At 68.2% G+C, this 16,612-nt stretch carries 13 protein-coding genes and 1 pseudogene; 3 read left to right on the top strand and 11 right to left on the bottom strand.

Features of this window, described 5'->3' with window-relative positions; translation table 11 throughout:
* Nucleotide 1: 1 nt before the first annotated feature.
* From CSQ99_RS22850 to CSQ99_RS22815, 8 genes and pseudogenes are all read right to left on the bottom strand, one after another.
* Nucleotides 2-1,198, bottom strand: coding sequence for an N-acetylmuramoyl-L-alanine amidase (locus CSQ99_RS22850; protein ID WP_099041290.1), 1,197 nt, complete (start codon nucleotides 1,196-1,198; stop codon nucleotides 2-4).
* Between the two features lie 179 nt (nucleotides 1,199-1,377).
* Nucleotides 1,378-1,728: a thioredoxin gene (trxA, locus tag CSQ99_RS22845; protein ID WP_099041289.1), complete on the bottom strand. Its 351-nt coding sequence runs from the start codon at nucleotides 1,726-1,728 to the stop codon at nucleotides 1,378-1,380.
* Nucleotides 1,729-1,739: 11 nt separating this feature from the next.
* A complete protein-coding gene (gene trxB / locus CSQ99_RS22840) occupies nucleotides 1,740-2,714 on the bottom strand; it encodes a thioredoxin-disulfide reductase (protein ID WP_099041288.1) in 975 nt (324 codons plus the stop codon).
* 89 nt (nucleotides 2,715-2,803) lie between these two features.
* The gene (locus CSQ99_RS22835; protein WP_099041287.1) at nucleotides 2,804-3,415 is read right to left on the bottom strand and encodes a hypothetical protein; all 612 of its coding nucleotides are present in this window, start codon (nucleotides 3,413-3,415) and stop codon (nucleotides 2,804-2,806) included.
* A 15-nt stretch (nucleotides 3,416-3,430) separates the two neighbouring features.
* The gene (sigM, locus tag CSQ99_RS22830) at nucleotides 3,431-4,054 is read right to left on the bottom strand and encodes an RNA polymerase sigma factor SigM (RefSeq protein WP_099041286.1); all 624 of its coding nucleotides are present in this window, start codon (nucleotides 4,052-4,054) and stop codon (nucleotides 3,431-3,433) included.
* Nucleotides 4,055-4,120: 66 nt separating this feature from the next.
* Nucleotides 4,121-7,855: a murein biosynthesis integral membrane protein MurJ gene (gene murJ, locus CSQ99_RS22825; RefSeq protein WP_099041285.1), complete on the bottom strand. Its 3,735-nt coding sequence runs from the start codon at nucleotides 7,853-7,855 to the stop codon at nucleotides 4,121-4,123.
* Between the two features lie 35 nt (nucleotides 7,856-7,890).
* Nucleotides 7,891-10,431, bottom strand: coding sequence for a hypothetical protein (locus CSQ99_RS22820; protein WP_099041284.1), 2,541 nt, complete (start codon nucleotides 10,429-10,431; stop codon nucleotides 7,891-7,893).
* A pseudogene (locus CSQ99_RS22815) lies at nucleotides 10,413-11,195 on the bottom strand (NUDIX hydrolase). Before CSQ99_RS22815 ends, CSQ99_RS22820 begins: the two are co-directional and overlap by 19 nt.
* 54 nt (nucleotides 11,196-11,249) lie before the next feature.
* On the opposite strand from CSQ99_RS22815, the gene CSQ99_RS22810 reads away from it, so the two are divergent.
* Nucleotides 11,250-12,755, top strand: a complete 1,506-nt coding sequence (locus CSQ99_RS22810; RefSeq protein WP_176561166.1) for a CCA tRNA nucleotidyltransferase — start codon at nucleotides 11,250-11,252, stop codon at nucleotides 12,753-12,755.
* 5 nt (nucleotides 12,756-12,760) lie between these two features.
* A complete protein-coding gene (locus CSQ99_RS22805) occupies nucleotides 12,761-13,258 on the top strand; it encodes a pullulanase (RefSeq protein ID WP_099041327.1) in 498 nt (165 codons plus the stop codon).
* Here CSQ99_RS22805 and CSQ99_RS22800 read toward each other — a convergent pair.
* Nucleotides 13,255-14,037 carry a TIGR03084 family metal-binding protein gene (locus CSQ99_RS22800; RefSeq protein WP_099041326.1) on the bottom strand — a complete coding sequence of 261 codons (783 nt, stop codon included), beginning with the start codon at nucleotides 14,035-14,037 and terminating at the stop codon, nucleotides 13,255-13,257. The two genes, CSQ99_RS22805 and CSQ99_RS22800, sit on opposite strands and share 4 nt — an antisense overlap.
* A gap of 10 nt (nucleotides 14,038-14,047) precedes the next feature.
* A complete protein-coding gene (locus CSQ99_RS22795; protein ID WP_176561165.1) occupies nucleotides 14,048-15,331 on the bottom strand; it encodes an MFS transporter in 1,284 nt (427 codons plus the stop codon).
* A gap of 135 nt (nucleotides 15,332-15,466) precedes the next feature.
* Between CSQ99_RS22795 and CSQ99_RS22790 the strand changes: the two genes are divergently transcribed.
* A complete protein-coding gene (locus tag CSQ99_RS22790) occupies nucleotides 15,467-16,072 on the top strand; it encodes a YqgE/AlgH family protein (protein ID WP_099041280.1) in 606 nt (201 codons plus the stop codon).
* A 22-nt stretch (nucleotides 16,073-16,094) separates the two neighbouring features.
* Here CSQ99_RS22790 and CSQ99_RS22785 read toward each other — a convergent pair whose 3' ends face one another.
* Nucleotides 16,095-16,445 (bottom strand): hypothetical protein, encoded by a 351-nt coding sequence (locus CSQ99_RS22785; RefSeq protein WP_099041279.1) that lies wholly within the window; start codon nucleotides 16,443-16,445, stop codon nucleotides 16,095-16,097.
* Nucleotides 16,446-16,612 lie beyond the last annotated feature (167 nt).

Below are 16,612 nucleotides of genomic sequence, written 5' to 3'. Positions count from 1 at the left end.
ATCAGCTCGGGCTGACTCGGCCGGCCTGCTCGACGGAGAGCTCGTGGGCCAGAAGTTCGGCAAAAGTGAATGTGCCCGTTGGACGGTCGTTCTTGCCGAGCAGATACAGCCGCTTGACCGCAGCCAGGATGCCCTCGGCAATCGAGTCCCGGGTCTGACTTGACACCAGCAGACCGCGGTCCTGCGGATTAGTCACGTAGCCGACGTCGACCTGGACCGTGGGCATGCGGGTGAGCCGCAGCAGATCCCACGTCCGCCCGTGTGTGCGGCAGTCACGTAACCCGGTGCGTGCCACCACTTCTCGCTGGATGAAGTCGGCGAGGTTGCGGCCGATGGTAGACACCGAACCATGCGAATTGCCGAAGTGAAACGATGCGACACCGTTGGCCGACGGGCTGGGCTGGGTGGCACAGCGCAGGCTGATCATGAGGTCGGCCCCCACGGCGTTCGCGGTCAGGGCACGCGCGGCATCAAACGGTGCGCGGTTCACCGGCCGAGACAGGAACGTCTCCATACCGATGGCGGTCATCCGGCCCTCGAGCCGACTGGCCAGGTCCCACAGGATGTCTGCTTCGCTGATCGGGCCGTCGGGGCTCTGCATGATCAGGCCGTGGTCATCGCCGCCGCGGCCCGGATCGATGATGATCCGCTTTCCGGACAGCCGCGGACCGGAAGTTCGCACGCGTTCTTCTTCGCGGATGGCGTGCGGCGAACCTCCGGTGACCCGTGAGCCCAGAAAGTACAAGGAGCGCAACGTTTCTGGGCCGCAGATGCCGTCCGGATACAGCCCATACTCGCGCTGGTAGGACATCAGCGCATTGTGGGTGTGCAGACCGAAGTGCCCGTCGACCATGTCAGTGTAGAAGCCGAGGTCCTGCAGTCGGGCCTGCAGTGTCGCGACATCGTCGCCGAACATCGGTGCGCCGAATTGGTGATTGAGGGTGCGGGCGCCCAGGCGGTAGGAAGCCTCTTTCAGCGCACGGTACGTCGCCTCGCCGACGATGCCGTCGACCAACAATCCACGGTGCTGTTGAAATGCACGCACCGCGTGGTCGAGATCTTCGTCGAACACGTCGAGCGCGACGTGCCTGCCGGTCGTGATGTCGTCGTCGGGATTGTCGACCATGCGCAAGGACGTCAAAGCGGCCCGGATCTCGGCGACCGCGCTTCCGCGGTCACCGCGACGCAGACTCGACATAGGCGGCCCTTCGGTCACGGATGCCGGCGGTCGCATTGCGCCGACAAGACGTAGTAAATCTAGACAGCATTGTCTCAGACGCTTCGGGAAATCGAGAAAACGCCAGGCGGGTTTCCGACCAGGCGAACTGGGCCCACAGCGAAGCTAGGGGTTGGGCCCACAGCGAAGCTAGGGGACCGTTAGACCACGTCAGCGAGTTCGCGCAGTAGCGCAGCCTTACCTTTTGCACCGACGATGCGCTTGACCGGGGCACCGTCCTTGAACAGGATCAGTGTCGGGATCGACACCACCTGGAAGTCACGCGCGGTCGCGGGATTCGAGTCGACGTCGAGCTTGGCGATGGTCAACTGACCGGCCTTCTCGCCGGCGATCTCCTCGAGAACGGGCGCGATCATCTTGCACGGGCCGCACCAAGTGGCCCAGAAGTCAACCAGCACAGGCGTACTGCTCGACAGCACGTCGTTGGAGAACGAGTCGTCGGTGACGGTGACGGTAGCAGATGGGGCTTTTCCAGCAGAGGTTTCGGTCATGGGTGCATCTCCTAGTGGACGGGGGTGGCGGTTTCTTCATCGCTTGGGGCAGAACCGATTTCGGCCAGCCAGCGTTCTGCATCGATCGACGCCGAACAGCCGGTGCCCGCCGCGGTGATCGCCTGTCGGTAGATGTGATCGACGAGGTCGCCTGCGGCGAACACGCCCTCAACGGATGTCGCGGTGCTGCGATGCTGCACCTGTACGTAGCCATCGGCGTCCAGCTCGACCTGGCCCTTGACCAGATCCGAACGTGGGTCGTGGCCGATGGCCACGAAGACGCCGGTGACATCGAGCGTGGACTCTTCTCCGGTGACCGAGTTGCGCAGCCGCACACCGCTGACCTTCGGGTTCCCTTCGATCGAGACCACCTGCGTGTTGAGGAGGAACTTGATCTTGTCGTTGTCACGAGCGCGCTCCAGCATGATGCGGGACGCGCGGAACTCCTCGCGGCGGTGCACGATCGTCACGCTGCGGGCGAAGCGGGTCAGGAATGTCGCCTCCTCCATTGCGGAGTCCCCGCCGCCGACCACGACGATGTCCTCGTCGCGGAAGAAGAAGCCGTCGCAGGTCGCACAGGTGCTGACGCCCATGCCGATGAGGGCCTCCTCACCGGGTACACCCAGGTGGCGGGCGGCCGCGCCCATCGCGAGAATGACAGCGCGCGCCTGGTAGGTCTCGTCGCCCACTGTGACGGTCTTGATCGGCCCGTCCAACGAAACGGCGTCGACGTCTTCCATCCGCAGGTCGGCACCGAAGCGCAGCGCCTGTTCGCGCATCTGGTCCATCAGTTCCGGACCGGTGATGCCGTCGCGGAAACCCGGATAGTTCTCCACTTCGGTAGTGGTCATCAGCGCGCCGCCGTACTGGATGCCTTCGAATACCAGCGGGGACAGCTGAGCACGTGCCGCGTAGATGGCAGCCGTGTAGCCCGCGGGCCCGGATCCGATGACGATCAGGTCATGAACCGTGGGGGTAGAGGTCATGAGCGCTTTGCGCCTTTCTGCCGATTAACTCCGGCACGGGTGTAACACCAGCCTAGGCCGGGGTGTTCCCGTCAGGCCTGGGGGACAGATTACGTGCGAGTGATCGCCGACTTGGCCAACAGGCCGGTGTGAGCGCTACTACAACCGGGTTCGACCACCACGGCCGCCACCTCCTCGGCCGTCTCTCCGGGCAGCAGCAGCAGCATCGCAGGCCTGCCGTGCATATCGAGGGGCCGGGCACCGAGCACGGGCGTCCCCGGGCCGTAGCCGAGGCCGGCGAGGCACGAGGCGAGGATTCGGGGCTCGGTGAGCGGCCCGTAGTCCGGGGCTTCGGCCAGCAGTTCGACGATCTGCGGTTCCGACAGCGGGATGTCAGTCACGGGCCGTGCCACGGTGATCTGCTCCGCTGTGGGCCCGGCCGGATACGTCGGCGCCGGACCGCGGGCCAGCATCCACGCGCCGACGACCACACCCGCCGCGACGGCGCCGAGGCCGACGACAAGGCCGATCACCTGCAACCGCCGAAGCGGCTGCCGGCCAACTGCGTGAGCCGGCTCGGAGCGAATCGCGGCGACGACCCGAGCGGTCACGTCCGGCGGCACCTCGGGCGCGGACGCCGAATCGGTTCCCAGCTCGGCGAGGTCGCGACGGACACGCTCGACCACGGCAGGATCGAGCTCGTCCTCGGTGCCGTCGCCCACGTCAGCCAGTCTCCATCACGGACGATTGGACGGCGACGAGGCCGTCGCGGTTTCCCCTTCTGCCATCGCGAAGTAGTCCAACGTCTCGGCCAGCTTGCGCCGGGCGCGCGAACAGCGGCTCTTCACGGTGCCCTCGGCGACACCGAGCATGCGGGCGGTTTCCACCACCGAGTAACCCTGCATGTCGACCGCGACCACGGCCGCGCGCTGCTCGACCGGCAGGCGCATCAACGCCCGCTCTACCACGATCGCGGTGTCCACCCGCGGCATCGGGTCGCCGACGTGGCAGCTGTCGTCCAACAGCGCGATTGTGGGGCGGGATTTGTTGCGCCGCAGCCTATCCAGGCATGCGTTGACAACGATTCGATACAGCCAGCTGCTGACGGCGGCATCGTGGCGGAAGGCTCCGGCGGTGCGGTGCGCCGACAGCATCGCGTCCTGCATGGCATCGGCGGCGTCGTCGGGGTTGCGGCTGGTGAGTTGGGCGAGCCGGTACAGCTGGCGGTGATGGCGATAAAACAGTTCCTCGAACGCGTACTGCTCGCCTGCCACGTGCGCGGCGAGCAACTCCGAATCGGTGCGCGCTTCCGAGCTTTCAGATCTGTCAGAGCTGTTGGCGGTCTCCCCGAACGTCCCCACAGCCGAACACTAAACGGCGCGGGGGGTGGGACCTGACACATCTTTGCGGGGCTGGGGATAGCCGGACTACTCGGCCGCCTTGAGCGTGATCTCCGCGACGTCTGAACGGTTCTCGCCGTCGACGGTGCCGAGCGTGGACACCCAGACCAGCAGGTTGGACGTCGGCTCCGCGTTGTCGACTTCGATGGTGTTCTCGCCGGGTTGCAGCGTGGTGGCCGACTTCAGCACCGTGGTGTCCTCCAGGGAGGCGGGCGTCGGCGTCTGCGCTGAGCGGATCTCCACCGCGGTGCCGGTGCTGTTGACGTCGATGGTGACTTCGCCGATCCTGGTGGGCTTCGGCAGCGTCAGCATCAGCCCGACACCGTTCTTGAAGTTCGGGAAGGGCACCGGGTCGGTGTAGGTGTCGATCGGCCACACGGTGGCCGGATTGCCGTCGATGGCGAGTCTGGCCTCGCTGGGCGCGTCGGCCTCACCCTCGGGCGAAAAGACCGTTGCTGAAACGGGTTTCACAGTCGAGCCGGGGTCCTGCGCGGCCTCCGACGAACCGGGGGTGTTGAGGCCGAGTTCGTCACCGCCCAGACCGTCGCCCACATCGCCGAAGATCCGGCTCAGCACGGTGCCGAGTACGACCAGCGCGACAATGATGATCACGCCGCCGACCCCGAGCCCGATCAGGAGTCCCTTGCGCCGCCGGGCCAGCGCGTCGGAATCCTCGGTGTGGCGCTCATGCTGTCGCTGTGGTGGCGGCGCCGTCTCGGGTTCGTCCACGGGGGTGATGAGCTCTGTGCGATCGGCTACGGCGGTGGCCTGCTGCAGCAGGTTCAGCAGCGTCGGCGCACTGCGGATGCCGCCGCCTTCCTGCACCGCGCGCGCGGCGGCGGCCGAGATCTGGAACGGGATCTGACGGTCGACCGCCCGAGGTTCGACAGGTTGACCCGCCGCATCCAGTTCGGCGGGTTCCAATCCGCTGCGTACACCCGTCTCCGGCAGCGGCCACTTGTTGATGAGCAGTGCGTAGAGCGCTGCGCCGATGCCGCGGATGTCGTCCTCCGGGGTGGCCTCCGGCAGCGTCGCCGGGAATGCCAGCGCGACGTCGCCTTCGATACTCACCCGCACGCGGCTGGGGTGGTCGATCGAAAGCGCAACACCGGCGCGGTGGGCTGCCTCGGCTGCGGCAGCCAACGATTGGATCGCCCGTGCGCCGCCGATCGGGGAGGGTGAAGTTTCGGCGACCTCGGCCAGGGATCCGCCGCGAATCCACTCGGACACCACCAGACCCCCCGATCCGGTGTTGGCGACATCGAGGACGCGAGCTACGCCGGGCATGTCGAGCCGGCTCAGTTTGAGAGTGCCCGCCAGGATCTTCTGCAACTGCTCGTCGGAGAGTGTGGCGTCGGGGTCGACGAAGGTGAGCGCCACCTGACGGTCGAGCGCGGTGTCGAGCGCCTGCCAGAACTGCAGCGTAGGCGGCCCGCCATGGAAGACGAGCAGACGGTAGCGGCCGCCGCCGATGACCGCGCCTGGGATGAGATGGACGTCTTCGTCCGAGGTGGCGGCCTCGATGGGCGGCTCGCGCGGCACGTCGAACGGCAGCGATTCGCGGGTGGGATCGCCGGCGTAGTCCGATGGGGGCCGGCCGGATGCCGGCAGCGGCGCCGTGCCGTTGGCCTGCTCCGTCGAGATTTCCACCGTCGAGTTCACATCGGCGGGCGACTGCACGTCGCGGCGGAACTCGGGTGCGGGCATGTCGGGCTGGAAATCGTCGGCCGAAACCGGTGGCTCGCGATCGCCTGATGACGGCGCCAGTGGGATCTTCGCAGTGGCGGTGTTGTCTGGACCGGGCGCGGAGCCACCTGCGGATTCGTTGCTCACCGCTGGTCCTTTCCCCATCCCGTCCCCGGTCACCCCCGCCGGGGGTCCGCGCCGCACGACCGGCGGGCCCGGTCGACGCCCTGGCGCGGACGAATTCCTCTGATGAGCGTACGTGAGGGGCCTGCCCGCCGGAGGCTGGTCGGGCAGCATTGCCGGTGGTTGGGCAACTGTCGCTCCAGCCCGCCCCAGGCGCCTGCGGACGACGGCGAGCGCGGCCTGAGCTTCGGGCACCCGGGCGGCGAGGAGCACCCCGACGATGATCGGCGTCATGATCAACCCGAGCACCAGCAGGCGGAGCAACGACCCGCCGCCGCCCCAGTTACGCGTCAGCGATTCCAGGCCGAGCAGTTGATCGACGACATGGGCGATCAGCCCAGCGATCAGCGATGCGCAGATCGTGACGAGAATGGTGCGCACCACCTGCAGGCCGATCAGCCGTCCGCCGGGCGGGTTGAGGTTCGCGCGCAGTAGGTAGTAGCCGACGGTGGCTCCGGCCAGGAAGCCCAGACCGTTGGCCATGCCGAGGTAGCCCGCTACCAGGTCCGGATCGTCGGTGAGGTGCGGGGCAGCAACCGACGCTGCGATCTTCACGACGGTGATCACGATGATCAACACAATCGGCGTCCACGGCTGCTCTCTGGCGTAGAACACCCGAAGCTGAAGCAGCACAACGGCATAGGGGATCAACGTGAAGGCGGACAACGTGATCGCCATGCCGAGGTAGCCGGCATCGACGTCGCCGAAGTTACCGTAGGAGAACAACGCGCTACCGATCGCGGGACCGCCGACGGTCATCATCGCCACGATGGGGATGAGCGTGACCATCGTCAGCCGGGTGGCCAGCGACAAGTCCGCCAGCACCGCGGGATTGTCGTTCGCGGCGGCGTTGCGGCTCAGCCGCGGCATCACCACGGTCAACACCGTGACCCCGATCATGCCGAACGGCAGCATCAGGACGAGCCAGGTGTAATTGTAGATCGCCGGACCGGAAGCCGCAGCGCCGCTGGCGATTCGGTTGCCGACGATCAAGCCGATCTGACTGATCAGCACGTAGAGCACCATCGCCGACGCCATCGCGCCGAACTGCTTCAAGCGGTCGTCGATGCCCCACAGTGGGCGCAGGCTGACCCGTTCGCGCCGCAAGGCGACGAGCAGGACCACGACCTGCGTCACCGTGCCCAACGTCATCCCGATGCCGAGGACGAGCAGCTTCGCGTTGCCCATTTGCACTGGATCCACCGAAAGTTCACCGGGCACAACGAGGTAGAGGCCGAGCGTGGCGATCGCGACGATGTTGTTGCACACCGGTGCCCAGGCCGGCGGCCCGAATACGTTTCGGGTGTTGAGGATCGCCATGAACACCGAAGACAACCCGTAGAACAACACCTGCGGCAGCAGGAGATAGGCGAATGCCGTGGTGAGCTCGCGGTTCACCAGGGGGTCGTCACCGAGCATCAGCTCGACGAGCAGCGGCGCCGATACGACGGCCAGCGCAGTGGTGAGCATCAGCAGCGTCGTCGCCAGGGTGACCAGACGGCGCACGAATGCCGTGCCGCCGTCGGGGTCGTCGCGTTCGGCGCGGGCCAGGACGGGCACGAAGATCGCGGTGAACGTCGCTTCCAGCACCAGCGCGGCGATCAGGTTAGGAAGTTGGTAGGCCACCGAGAAGGCGCTGGACAGCGCGGCACCGAGGATGGTGGCGATCAGCACGATGCGGGCGAATCCGGTGAGCCGGCTGATCAGGGTTGCGAACGCCATGCCCCACGAGCGGGACACCACCGCGGCGTCCGAAAGTTCCGGCCGGCCGGCGCGGCGCCTTGGCGCGGGTCCGCGGGGGAGCCGCGGCGGGGCTGGTGCGGCTCGGCGTTGCGGCGGCGGACCGGCGGCCGGAAGGCGCGGGCCGACCGGACCTGGTGGCGGCGGTGTCATGGCGCCGCCGAGGTCAACCCGGGGGCGGTGGGTACTCATTTCTCACTGCCGGTGGAACCGGCGATTCCACTACTGCCGGTGGAACCGGCGATTCCACTACTGCCGGTGGAACCGGCGATTCGGCCATTGCCGGTGGAACCGGCGATTCCACTACTGCCGGTGGGGGTGACCGGCGCGCTGGCGTCGTCGAAGCGCAGTGCGACGTCGAGGGGGTCGGGCCGGTCGAGGTCGGCGCGGTCGGGCTGACCGCGGAACCGGTGCCACAGCCGTCGGCCGACGAGCAGCGCGAGGATCGCCCCGCCGGTCAGTGTGATGAAGAACAGCACCTTGCCGTACGCGTTGGAGTGCACCGACAACCGCACGGGTTCGCCGAGCGCCAGTCCGTCGGCGGTGCGCAGGGCCACATCGACGGCGACGCGTTGGGTGAAGTGCACCTCGATCGGAACCTTGAGCGGCAGGAAGCCGGGCGGCAGTTCGATCACGCCCATGTCCGTGACGGTCATGCCAGGAGGAGCGTCGACATCCAGCTGCACCCGGATCGGCACAGGCAGGTTGTTGCGCAACGCGAGCGGTAGCGGGCTACGTTCGGTCGCCAGTGTGTACGAGCCGCCGGGGTTGACGATGGTGACCGCATTGAAGAGATCGTTGACAGTGCGGCCGACTGTCGTGAGACGTTGCTGCGCAAGACCATTGCGGGCATCGGGTGGCACCGACTGGCTCAGTGCGCGCAGCGAGTCCTCGCGAAGGGGCGCAGTGTATCCGTAGCCGGTGAGGCCGGTGCGCTCGTCGGTGGTCAGCGCCGCAGTCAGTCCCCACAGCCGGCCCGTCACCGCGGCAATGCCGGATACGACAGAGTCGTCGAACCGTCCGCGCGGATCTCCGAGTGCGGTGTCGGGCATCGGCGCGACGGGCTGCGGCGGTACCGCATTGGCCTCCGTGATCACCTGGGGCAACGGCCGCGGGCGCGCCATCCCGGCGTTGACCATGGTCGCCGCCGCGGTGAGCACCGCCTGCGCATCGGCCGGTTGCGGACTCCATGCCATCGGCGGCATCAGGATCTCGGTTCGCGGGGAGATGTCGGGCCGCAAGGCCCGCCACATGATCGCGCCGATCGCATCCTGCCTGCGTGCGACCTCGGATCCGTGTTGTACAGGGATCGCCAGGGATGGGTCGAGGTAGGACGGGGACACCGGTTCGGCGCCGGCTGCGGCGAGAGCGGCGCCGACCGCCGGGTCGAACGGCGCCGCGACCAGGTCCGGCGTGTAGCGCACCGGCGTCACATCGGCGGCGCCCGGCGCCGCGGTCTCGGAGCCGTCGGACTCCGATGCGGTGGCGACCTCCGCCGCGCCGATCGCTACGCGCTGCCCCTGGTTGGACAGCAGTTGCACGGCGGGCCCGGTGAGCGGTCCGTCGCCGATCAGGCTCGCGCCGCGGACCGACGCCACCCCGAGAATCTGGTCGACGATGTCACCGGCGGTCTTGACGGCGATGCCGGACAGACCGGGGTCCCCGACCCGGCGCAGCGCGTCGAGGTCGGCCTGCGCGTAGGTGGTCGATGCGACGCACATTCCCTGCGCGAGGGTCCTGAGCCGGTTGAGCCAGGCCACCGCGGCGTCCTGGCCCGCGCCCGGGTGCGTCGGCGTGCCCGGTCCGGCGTCGGGACCGTCGTTGACGACGTAGCCGCCCGTCATCGCGTTGACACTGACGAGCAGGTCGGGATCCACGGCCAGACACGTCGTGAGGCGGAGGTGCCCGTCGGGATCGACCCGCGGGCCGGTCGCGAACTCCACGGCCGAAAGCAGCGTGTCCAGTCGTCCGCCCGGTGCCAGTGACGTCGCGAGGTCGTCGTCGATGAACCGGATCGGTGTGGTGCCACCGGGTGCGCCCGCGGCCAGCCGGGGCCGATCGGCGATCGGCCACAGCAGGGTCAGGCCGACGGGCCTGGAGGTGTCTGGCGGTACCAGCGCCGTCAGGGCGTCTTCGGTGTCGGCGTCGTCGGCGGCCGGGTCACGCGGCACACCGAGCACCGGCAGCAGGAACCGGGCGTCATCGAGGCGTGCTGGTGCGCCGTAATCGGGAGTGCCGTTGACGTTGACCATCACCGGGTAGACACCGGGCGCCTCGATACCCAGCGACGGTTCCGCCGCGGACCGCAGCGGGTAGGACAGTGTGAACGGAACATCGCGTCCGCGCGCCAATTCCGGTGCGAGGGTGACGAATTCGGCGACAGGCTCAAACTGGTCGACGTTGCCGGCGAGGTTGGTTCGAAGGCCGGCCGACGACTTGACCGCGGCGGTGTCCTCGAGACGAACCATCACGTCGCGCACGGGTCGGTCACCGACGTTCTGCACGGTGCCGGTGACCGTGACGACCGGTTCGCTGGTGGTGGTGACGACCTCGGGGGTAACGCGGTCGATGCGCACCGAAAGGAACGGAGTCGAGCCAGGTTCGCCCGCAGCGGAGTGGGGGAGCACCATCGGAACGACGAACAGCGCCAGCAGCCCGATCGTGGCGAGCAGGCGCGCCCCCAGCCCTTCGGGCGTGGGCCCAGCGGTGATCACGGCCCTTGGCCGCATCCGTTCGTCCGCCGAGTTGTCTCTTCGTCGGGACGACGGTTGCGGGTGTGCGAGTGCGTCTGGGCCCGTCGCCGCGGTGAGGACCGTGGCAGCGGTGGTAACGCGGTGGGCCCGTCCGCGTGCAGTTTGTCGATGAGCTCACCGGCGAGCTCGGCGAGCCGGCGTTCGTCGGCGTAAGCCAAGCGGGACGGCAAGTCCTTCAGCGGCACCCAGGCCACCTCGCTGACCTCGACGTCCTCGTCGGACAGCTCACCGTCGAGGAATTGCATCAGGTAATGGTGCACGGTTTTGTGCACGCGGCGACCCTCGGTGACGAACCAGTAGTCGATGCTGCCGAGCGCGGCCAGCACGCTGCCCTGGATCCCGGTCTCCTCGGCGACCTCGCGGATGGCGGTTTGTTCGGCTGTCTCGCCGACTTCTATATGTCCCTTCGGCAGTGACCAGAGCATGCGGCCACGCCGGTCCGTGCGTCCGATCAGGGCCGCCACCTGGCCATCCTTTGGGCCGTCGATGCCGTCGATGACCAGGCCCCCTGCCGACGTCTCGTGCACCGTGCGCAAGCGGTCAGGCGGACGGCGCGGCCGCGACTTCTGAGGCTTGGGCTGCGAGTTTGCCTGGTCTTTCGTGCCGTTGACGGCCGCATTGTTGCGGTGCTCGGAGCGGTCCGCTGATTCTGTGGGGAGGGCTTCGGGAGGACCTGCCGCACGGCGGCCGCGACGACGGCCGCGGCGCCGTCGTGGTCTTGCCTGTTCGCCGTCCGACACCCAAGCGATAGTAGCTGCCATGAAGTATCGCTCCCGTCGCACTCACCGGTCGTGATGGAGCCGTTGCTATTAGGGTGTCCGAACGTGGCCGGATCAGCTAGTGACGCCGAACTGCTGGGTGCAGCGCAGGTTGCCCTGAACCAGCACGGCGACGTCTTGCGCGACCTGGGTCGCGTGTTCGCTGACGCGGGTCACGAGCTCTTCCTCGTCGGCGGCAGCGTGCGCGACGCGCTATTGGGCCGGCTCGGCAATGACCTCGACTTCACCACCGACGCGCGCCCCGAGCAGATGCAGGCGATGTTGCGCGGCTGGGCCGACGCACTGTGGGACACGGGTATCCAGTTCGGCACGGTCGGCGTCGGTAAGGCCGGTGACCGCCTGGAGATCACCACGTACCGCGCCGACACCTACGACCAGGTGTCGCGCAACCCGGAGGTGCAATTCGGCGACAGCCTCGACGGCGATCTCGTGCGCCGCGATTTCACCGCGAACGCGATGGCGGTGCGCATCGACCCCGATGGACCAGGCGGGCTCGGTGAGTTCCACGATCCGCTCGGCGGGTTGGCGGCTGTGCGCGCGAAGACGCTGGACACCCCGGCGGCCCCGGAGAGGTCGTTCGGTGACGATCCGCTGCGGATGCTGCGGGCGGCGCGTTTCGTCTCCCAGCTGGGCTTCACCGTCGCACCGAGGGTGGTGGCGGCCCTTGTCGAGATGGCGCCGCAGCTCGGCCGGATCTCCGCCGAACGGGTGGCCGCCGAGTTGGACAAGCTGCTGCTCGGCGCCGATCCGGTCGCGGGCATCGACCTGATGGTGCAGACCGGCCTCGGCGATGTCGTCCTGCCCGAGGTGGGTGCCATGCGGATGGCCATCGACGAACACCATCAGCACAAGGATGTGTACTGGCATTCGCTGACGGTGTTGCGCCAGGCGATCGACCTGGAGGATCCGAACGGCGGTCCGGATCTGGTGCTGCGCTGGGCGGCGCTGCTGCACGACATCGGCAAGCCGTCCACGCGCAAGCACGAGGCCGACGGCGGCGTCAGCTTTCACCATCACGAGGTGGTGGGCGCGAAGATGGCCCGCAAGCGGATGCGGGCGCTGAAGTATTCGAAGCAGATGGTCGAGGACGTCTCCCAGCTGGTGTATCTGCACCTGCGGTTCCACGGTTATGCGGACGGCAGCGGCACGGGCCGGTGGAGCGATTCGGCGGTGCGACGCTATGTCACCGATGCCGGTCCGCTGTTGCCCCGATTGCACAAGCTGGTTCGCGCCGACTGCACCACCCGTAACAAGCGGCGTGCCGCGCGACTGCAGGCGGCCTACGACGATCTCGAGCACCGGATCGCCGAGTTGGCTGAAAAGGAGGATCTGGCGCGAGTGCGCCCGGATCTGGACGGCAACGAGATCATGCGGTTGCTCGACATCCCCGCCGGACCACAGGTCGGCGAGGCATGGCGCTACCTCAAAGAACTTCGTCTCGACCGCGGCCCGCTGTCGCATGAGGAAGCAGTCGAAGAACTGACGAAGTGGTGGAACTCGCGGGGCGACCGCCCCGTCTGATCGGTATGGAGTACTGCCTCGGTGACGGCGACGGCTCGGCCACCATCTGGACCGCGGCGCCCGATATCGACCTGAATGGCGATGGTGCGTTCGACGCCGTCGGCCTGGATCACGACGGCGACGGCCTGCTCGATGACGCGATGGCCGACCTGGACGCCGACGGCATCGCCGATCACCTGGTGCGCGATCATCTCGCAGGGCTTTCCGGGGCCGCCTACTTCACCGATGACGGCACCGGCACCTGGATGGTGAGCGTGGACCGGGTCGGGCTGTTGAGATGGTTCGGGCTCGACGGCGTGGAACACACCGGGGGAGTGGTGGTAGATGTCGACGCCGACGGTCAGGCCGACGACCGCCTTCTCGACTCCGACGGTGACGGGCTGGCCGACCGCGCGGTGAGCGCCGAGCACGCCTACGTCGACACCGACGGCGACGGACGGTGGGACGTCAAGCTGCGCGACAGCGATGCCGACGGTAAGGCCGACGGCGCCGACGAGCTCTAACGACCGGGTCCGGGCGGACCGGCGAACGCCTGTGCGATGCCCAGCCACCGCTCGGCGTCCTCGCCGGTGGCCGTCACGTCCAGCACCGATCGCGGCCGGCGCTGCGTGACCAGCATGCAGAAATCCTGAGCCGAACCGATGACGCGCTGCGCGGCGTCGTCTGGACCCCAAGACCAGGTCGACGCCCGAGAGTCGCTGGGTGCTCGCAGCTGCACGAAGAACGGATCGGCCGGTGGCGCAAGGCCGTTGACGACGAAGGCGAAGTCACGGGTGCGCACCCCGATGTGGGCGATCGACTTCAGGCGAGAGGTCGCAGGTCGGTCGACACCGAGCGCATCGGCCACGTCGAGGCCGTGCGCCCACGTCTCCATCAGCCGTGCGGTGGCCATCGACGGCGCGCTCATCGGCGGACCGAACCACGGCAGTTTGCGACCCTGCGCCACCGTCAGGAGTTCGTCGTGCAACCGGCCACGGGTGCGGCGCCAGTCGGCGAGCAGTTCAGCCGGCGGTGCCGTGGCGAGATCTTCGGCGCCCGCGTCGACGAATCCGGACGGGTCCTTCGATGCCAGGTCCAGAACGGCGGCGAAGCCGGCCTCGTCGGTGACGGCGGTGAGCGCGACGCGGTCGGTCCACAACAGGTGCGCGATCTGATGAGCGATCGTCCACCCCTGCGAGGGTGTGGGCTCGGCCCAGCGCGCGGCGGGAAGATCGGCCACCAGCGCGTCGAGTTCGTCGCTTTCGGCACGCAGATCGGCAACCATTGGCTCGGCACCAGCCATGCCGGTCACCTTAGCCCGAGCGTCGAGCCCGACGTCCGAGCGTCGCGTGCGCGGCCAGTCCGAGCAGGTAGACGCCGGCACCGGCGAGGGCCAGCGCGGGTTGGTGTCCGCCGGGCGGAATCACCGCGGCCGCCGCTGTCACCGCGATGATGAACGCGATCCAGAACAGCGCATCCTGGACGGTGAACACGTGGCCGCGCAGCGCGTCGTCGACGTCCAGCTGCATCGCGCTGTCGGCGCAGAGCTTGACCACCTGGCCCGCGAGCCCGAGCAGAAAGCCGCACACCATCATCACCGGCAGCTGCAGACCGGAGCCGGCGACCTGAATCACCGCGGCGATGGCCAGGGACCCGTTGGCTGTCGCGTACCGGCCCCACCGGGCGACGGCGATCGGCATGAGCGCAGCGGCAAGGAACTGTCCGATGCCGACGGCCGCGAAGAACAACGCCGTCGTCCCGAGACCGGCAACGTCGGGGACATCGGTGTGCCGGACGAGCACGAGCACCAGCAAGCTGTTGATTCCGAGCACCATGCGATGCGCGGCCAGCCCGGCCAGCGTCGCGGCCACCGTCGGCACCGTCGCGACCGTGCGGGCGCCGTGCATCCAACCGGTGGCCACCGCGTACGCGACCGACCCGTGGATCGCGCGGGTGCTGTCGTCGGGCCCGAGCAGATGAGGTGGGAAGCGCCACGACAGCCACAGCGCCAGCGCGACCGGGACCGAGACGAGAAAGATGATTGCTGAGGCGCCGACGTCGTTGGCACCGAACAGCCAACGCGGCACAAGCATGAAAATGGCGCCGAGGAATGCCGCGGCCCCGCCCGCCGCGGTGGCGATCGAGTTCATCGTCACGACCTGCTCGCGTGGCACCACGTGCGGCAGCGCCGCCGACAGGCCCGAGGAGACGAAGCGGGTGAACCCGTTGACGATCAGCGCGGCGACCAGGATCGCCAGATCGTGTGCGCTGACCACCAGCAGCCAAGCGACGACCAGCACCAGCAGCAGGCGCCCGATGTTGGCGCCGATGAGCACCAGGCGTCTGTCCCACCGATCCAGCAGCGCGCCGGCGAACGGGCCGAGCAGCGAGTACGGCAGATAGAGGACGGCGAACGAGCCTGCGATGGCCCACGGCGTGGCAGCTCGTTCGGTGCTGAACAACAAGCCGCCCGCGAGGCCCGCGGCGAACAGGCCGTCACCGAACTGACTGACGAGTCGGACCTCGAGGAGCCGTCGAAATTCGGGAAGGGCGCGCACCGACCGCCACAGGGCGAGCGGCGCACGTACGTCGACCACGGAAATCCCGTCCTGTTGCATCGGGGGGCGATCGTCGCCGATCGATGTTCGGCTGCCCCCGATCTACAGTACAAATATCGCCACGGCCGAGGTTTGTTCGCCACGTTGGCCGGTTGCTGATGCGATGATGGTCCGATGGCGTATTCAGAGGATCCGGAGGACTTCGTCGCGCCTGCAAAACACCGGGTCCGGGCGGGCACATTGTTGCTCGCCAACACCGATCTTCTCGAGCCGACCTTCCGGCGCAGCGTCATCTACATCGTCGAGCACAACGACGGCGGCACGCTCGGCGTGGTGCTGAACCGGCCCAGCGAGACCGCGGTGTACAACGTGCTTCCCCAATGGGCGAAGCTGGCCACCAAACCGAAGACCATGTTCATCGGAGGTCCCGTCAAACGCGACGCCGCGCTGTGTCTGGCGACGCTGCGCGTAGGCGTCGATCCGGCCGGCCTGCCCGGGCTGCGACACGTGCAGGGCCGTATGGCGATGGTGGATCTGGACGCCGATCCCGATGCGGTCGCGCCGGTGATCGAAGGGGTCCGGATCTTCGCGGGCTACTCGGGGTGGACGATCGGTCAGCTGGAAGGCGAGATCGAACGCGACGACTGGATTGTCCTGTCCGCGATGCCGTCTGACGTACTCTCCGAGCCGCGCAGCGATCTGTGGGCCCGGGTTCTTCGGCGTCAGCCGCTGCCGCTGTCGCTGCTCGCCACGCACCCGATAGACATCAGCCGCAACTGAAACCCGCGCAGCGCCAGCACATTCAGCTGCAGGACAGCGTGCAGGTCGCGCAGGCGCCACCACCGCAAGCATCAGCCGCCGCGGCCGATTCCCTGCTCGCGATGACCTTGGCCGCCTGCCAGCAGCCGGCCACCACGGTGCTCACGGCGCCGATCACGCACACGATGACCACGACGAGTGCGGTGTCGGGACGGCTCGAAAGCGCGACGGTGCCGGCAGCCGCGAGCATTGCCGCGGCCGCGAGTTGAGTAGGGGCCACCCCGCGAAGTACCGATTGGGCGGGGTCAGCCGACCGCGGTCTGGTCAACAGCCATACGCCGAGCCCCGCGACTGCCACCGCGGCGCACAGACACAGCACCGCGACGATGAACATGGGCCACACAATACGAGGCCGCCGTGCGGGATGTGATGGGCGTCCCCCCGGGCGCCAGGCTTCGCCCGGGGGAACAAGCCCTTATCCGGATAGTCCGTTGGCCGGCTGAGCCTGGGCGCCTTGGGCCCCCAGCGTGCTAGGGGATGCGGCAGGGGCGGGGGTGGCCG

Origin of the sequence: Mycobacterium neglectum, assembly GCF_002591975.1 — a bacterium.
GTDB lineage: Bacteria > Actinomycetota > Actinomycetes > Mycobacteriales > Mycobacteriaceae > Mycobacterium > Mycobacterium neglectum.
The sequence above is the reverse complement of the archived record's forward strand: the minus strand, read 5'-3'. Positions and strand labels throughout refer to the sequence as shown.

Coding starts and splice junctions, on each gene's coding strand:
- CSQ99_RS22850 (WP_099041290.1), bottom strand. CDS start 1,198: ATGTCGAGTCTGCGTCGCGGTGACCGCGGAAGCGCGGTCGCCGAGATC.
- trxA (WP_099041289.1), bottom strand. CDS start 1,728: ATGACCGAAACCTCTGCTGGAAAAGCCCCATCTGCTACCGTCACCGTC.
- trxB (WP_099041288.1), bottom strand. CDS start 2,714: ATGACCTCTACCCCCACGGTTCATGACCTGATCGTCATCGGATCCGGG.
- murJ (WP_099041285.1), bottom strand. CDS start 7,855: ATGACACCGCCGCCACCAGGTCCGGTCGGCCCGCGCCTTCCGGCCGCC.
- CSQ99_RS22820 (WP_099041284.1), bottom strand. CDS start 10,431: ATGCGGCCAAGGGCCGTGATCACCGCTGGGCCCACGCCCGAAGGGCTG.
- CSQ99_RS22810 (WP_176561166.1), top strand. CDS start 11,250: ATGGAGCCGTTGCTATTAGGGTGTCCGAACGTGGCCGGATCAGCTAGT.
- CSQ99_RS22805 (WP_099041327.1), top strand. CDS start 12,761: ATGGAGTACTGCCTCGGTGACGGCGACGGCTCGGCCACCATCTGGACC.
- CSQ99_RS22800 (WP_099041326.1), bottom strand. CDS start 14,037: ATGGCTGGTGCCGAGCCAATGGTTGCCGATCTGCGTGCCGAAAGCGAC.
- CSQ99_RS22790 (WP_099041280.1), top strand. CDS start 15,467: ATGGCGTATTCAGAGGATCCGGAGGACTTCGTCGCGCCTGCAAAACAC.
- CSQ99_RS22785 (WP_099041279.1), bottom strand. CDS start 16,445: ATGTTCATCGTCGCGGTGCTGTGTCTGTGCGCCGCGGTGGCAGTCGCG.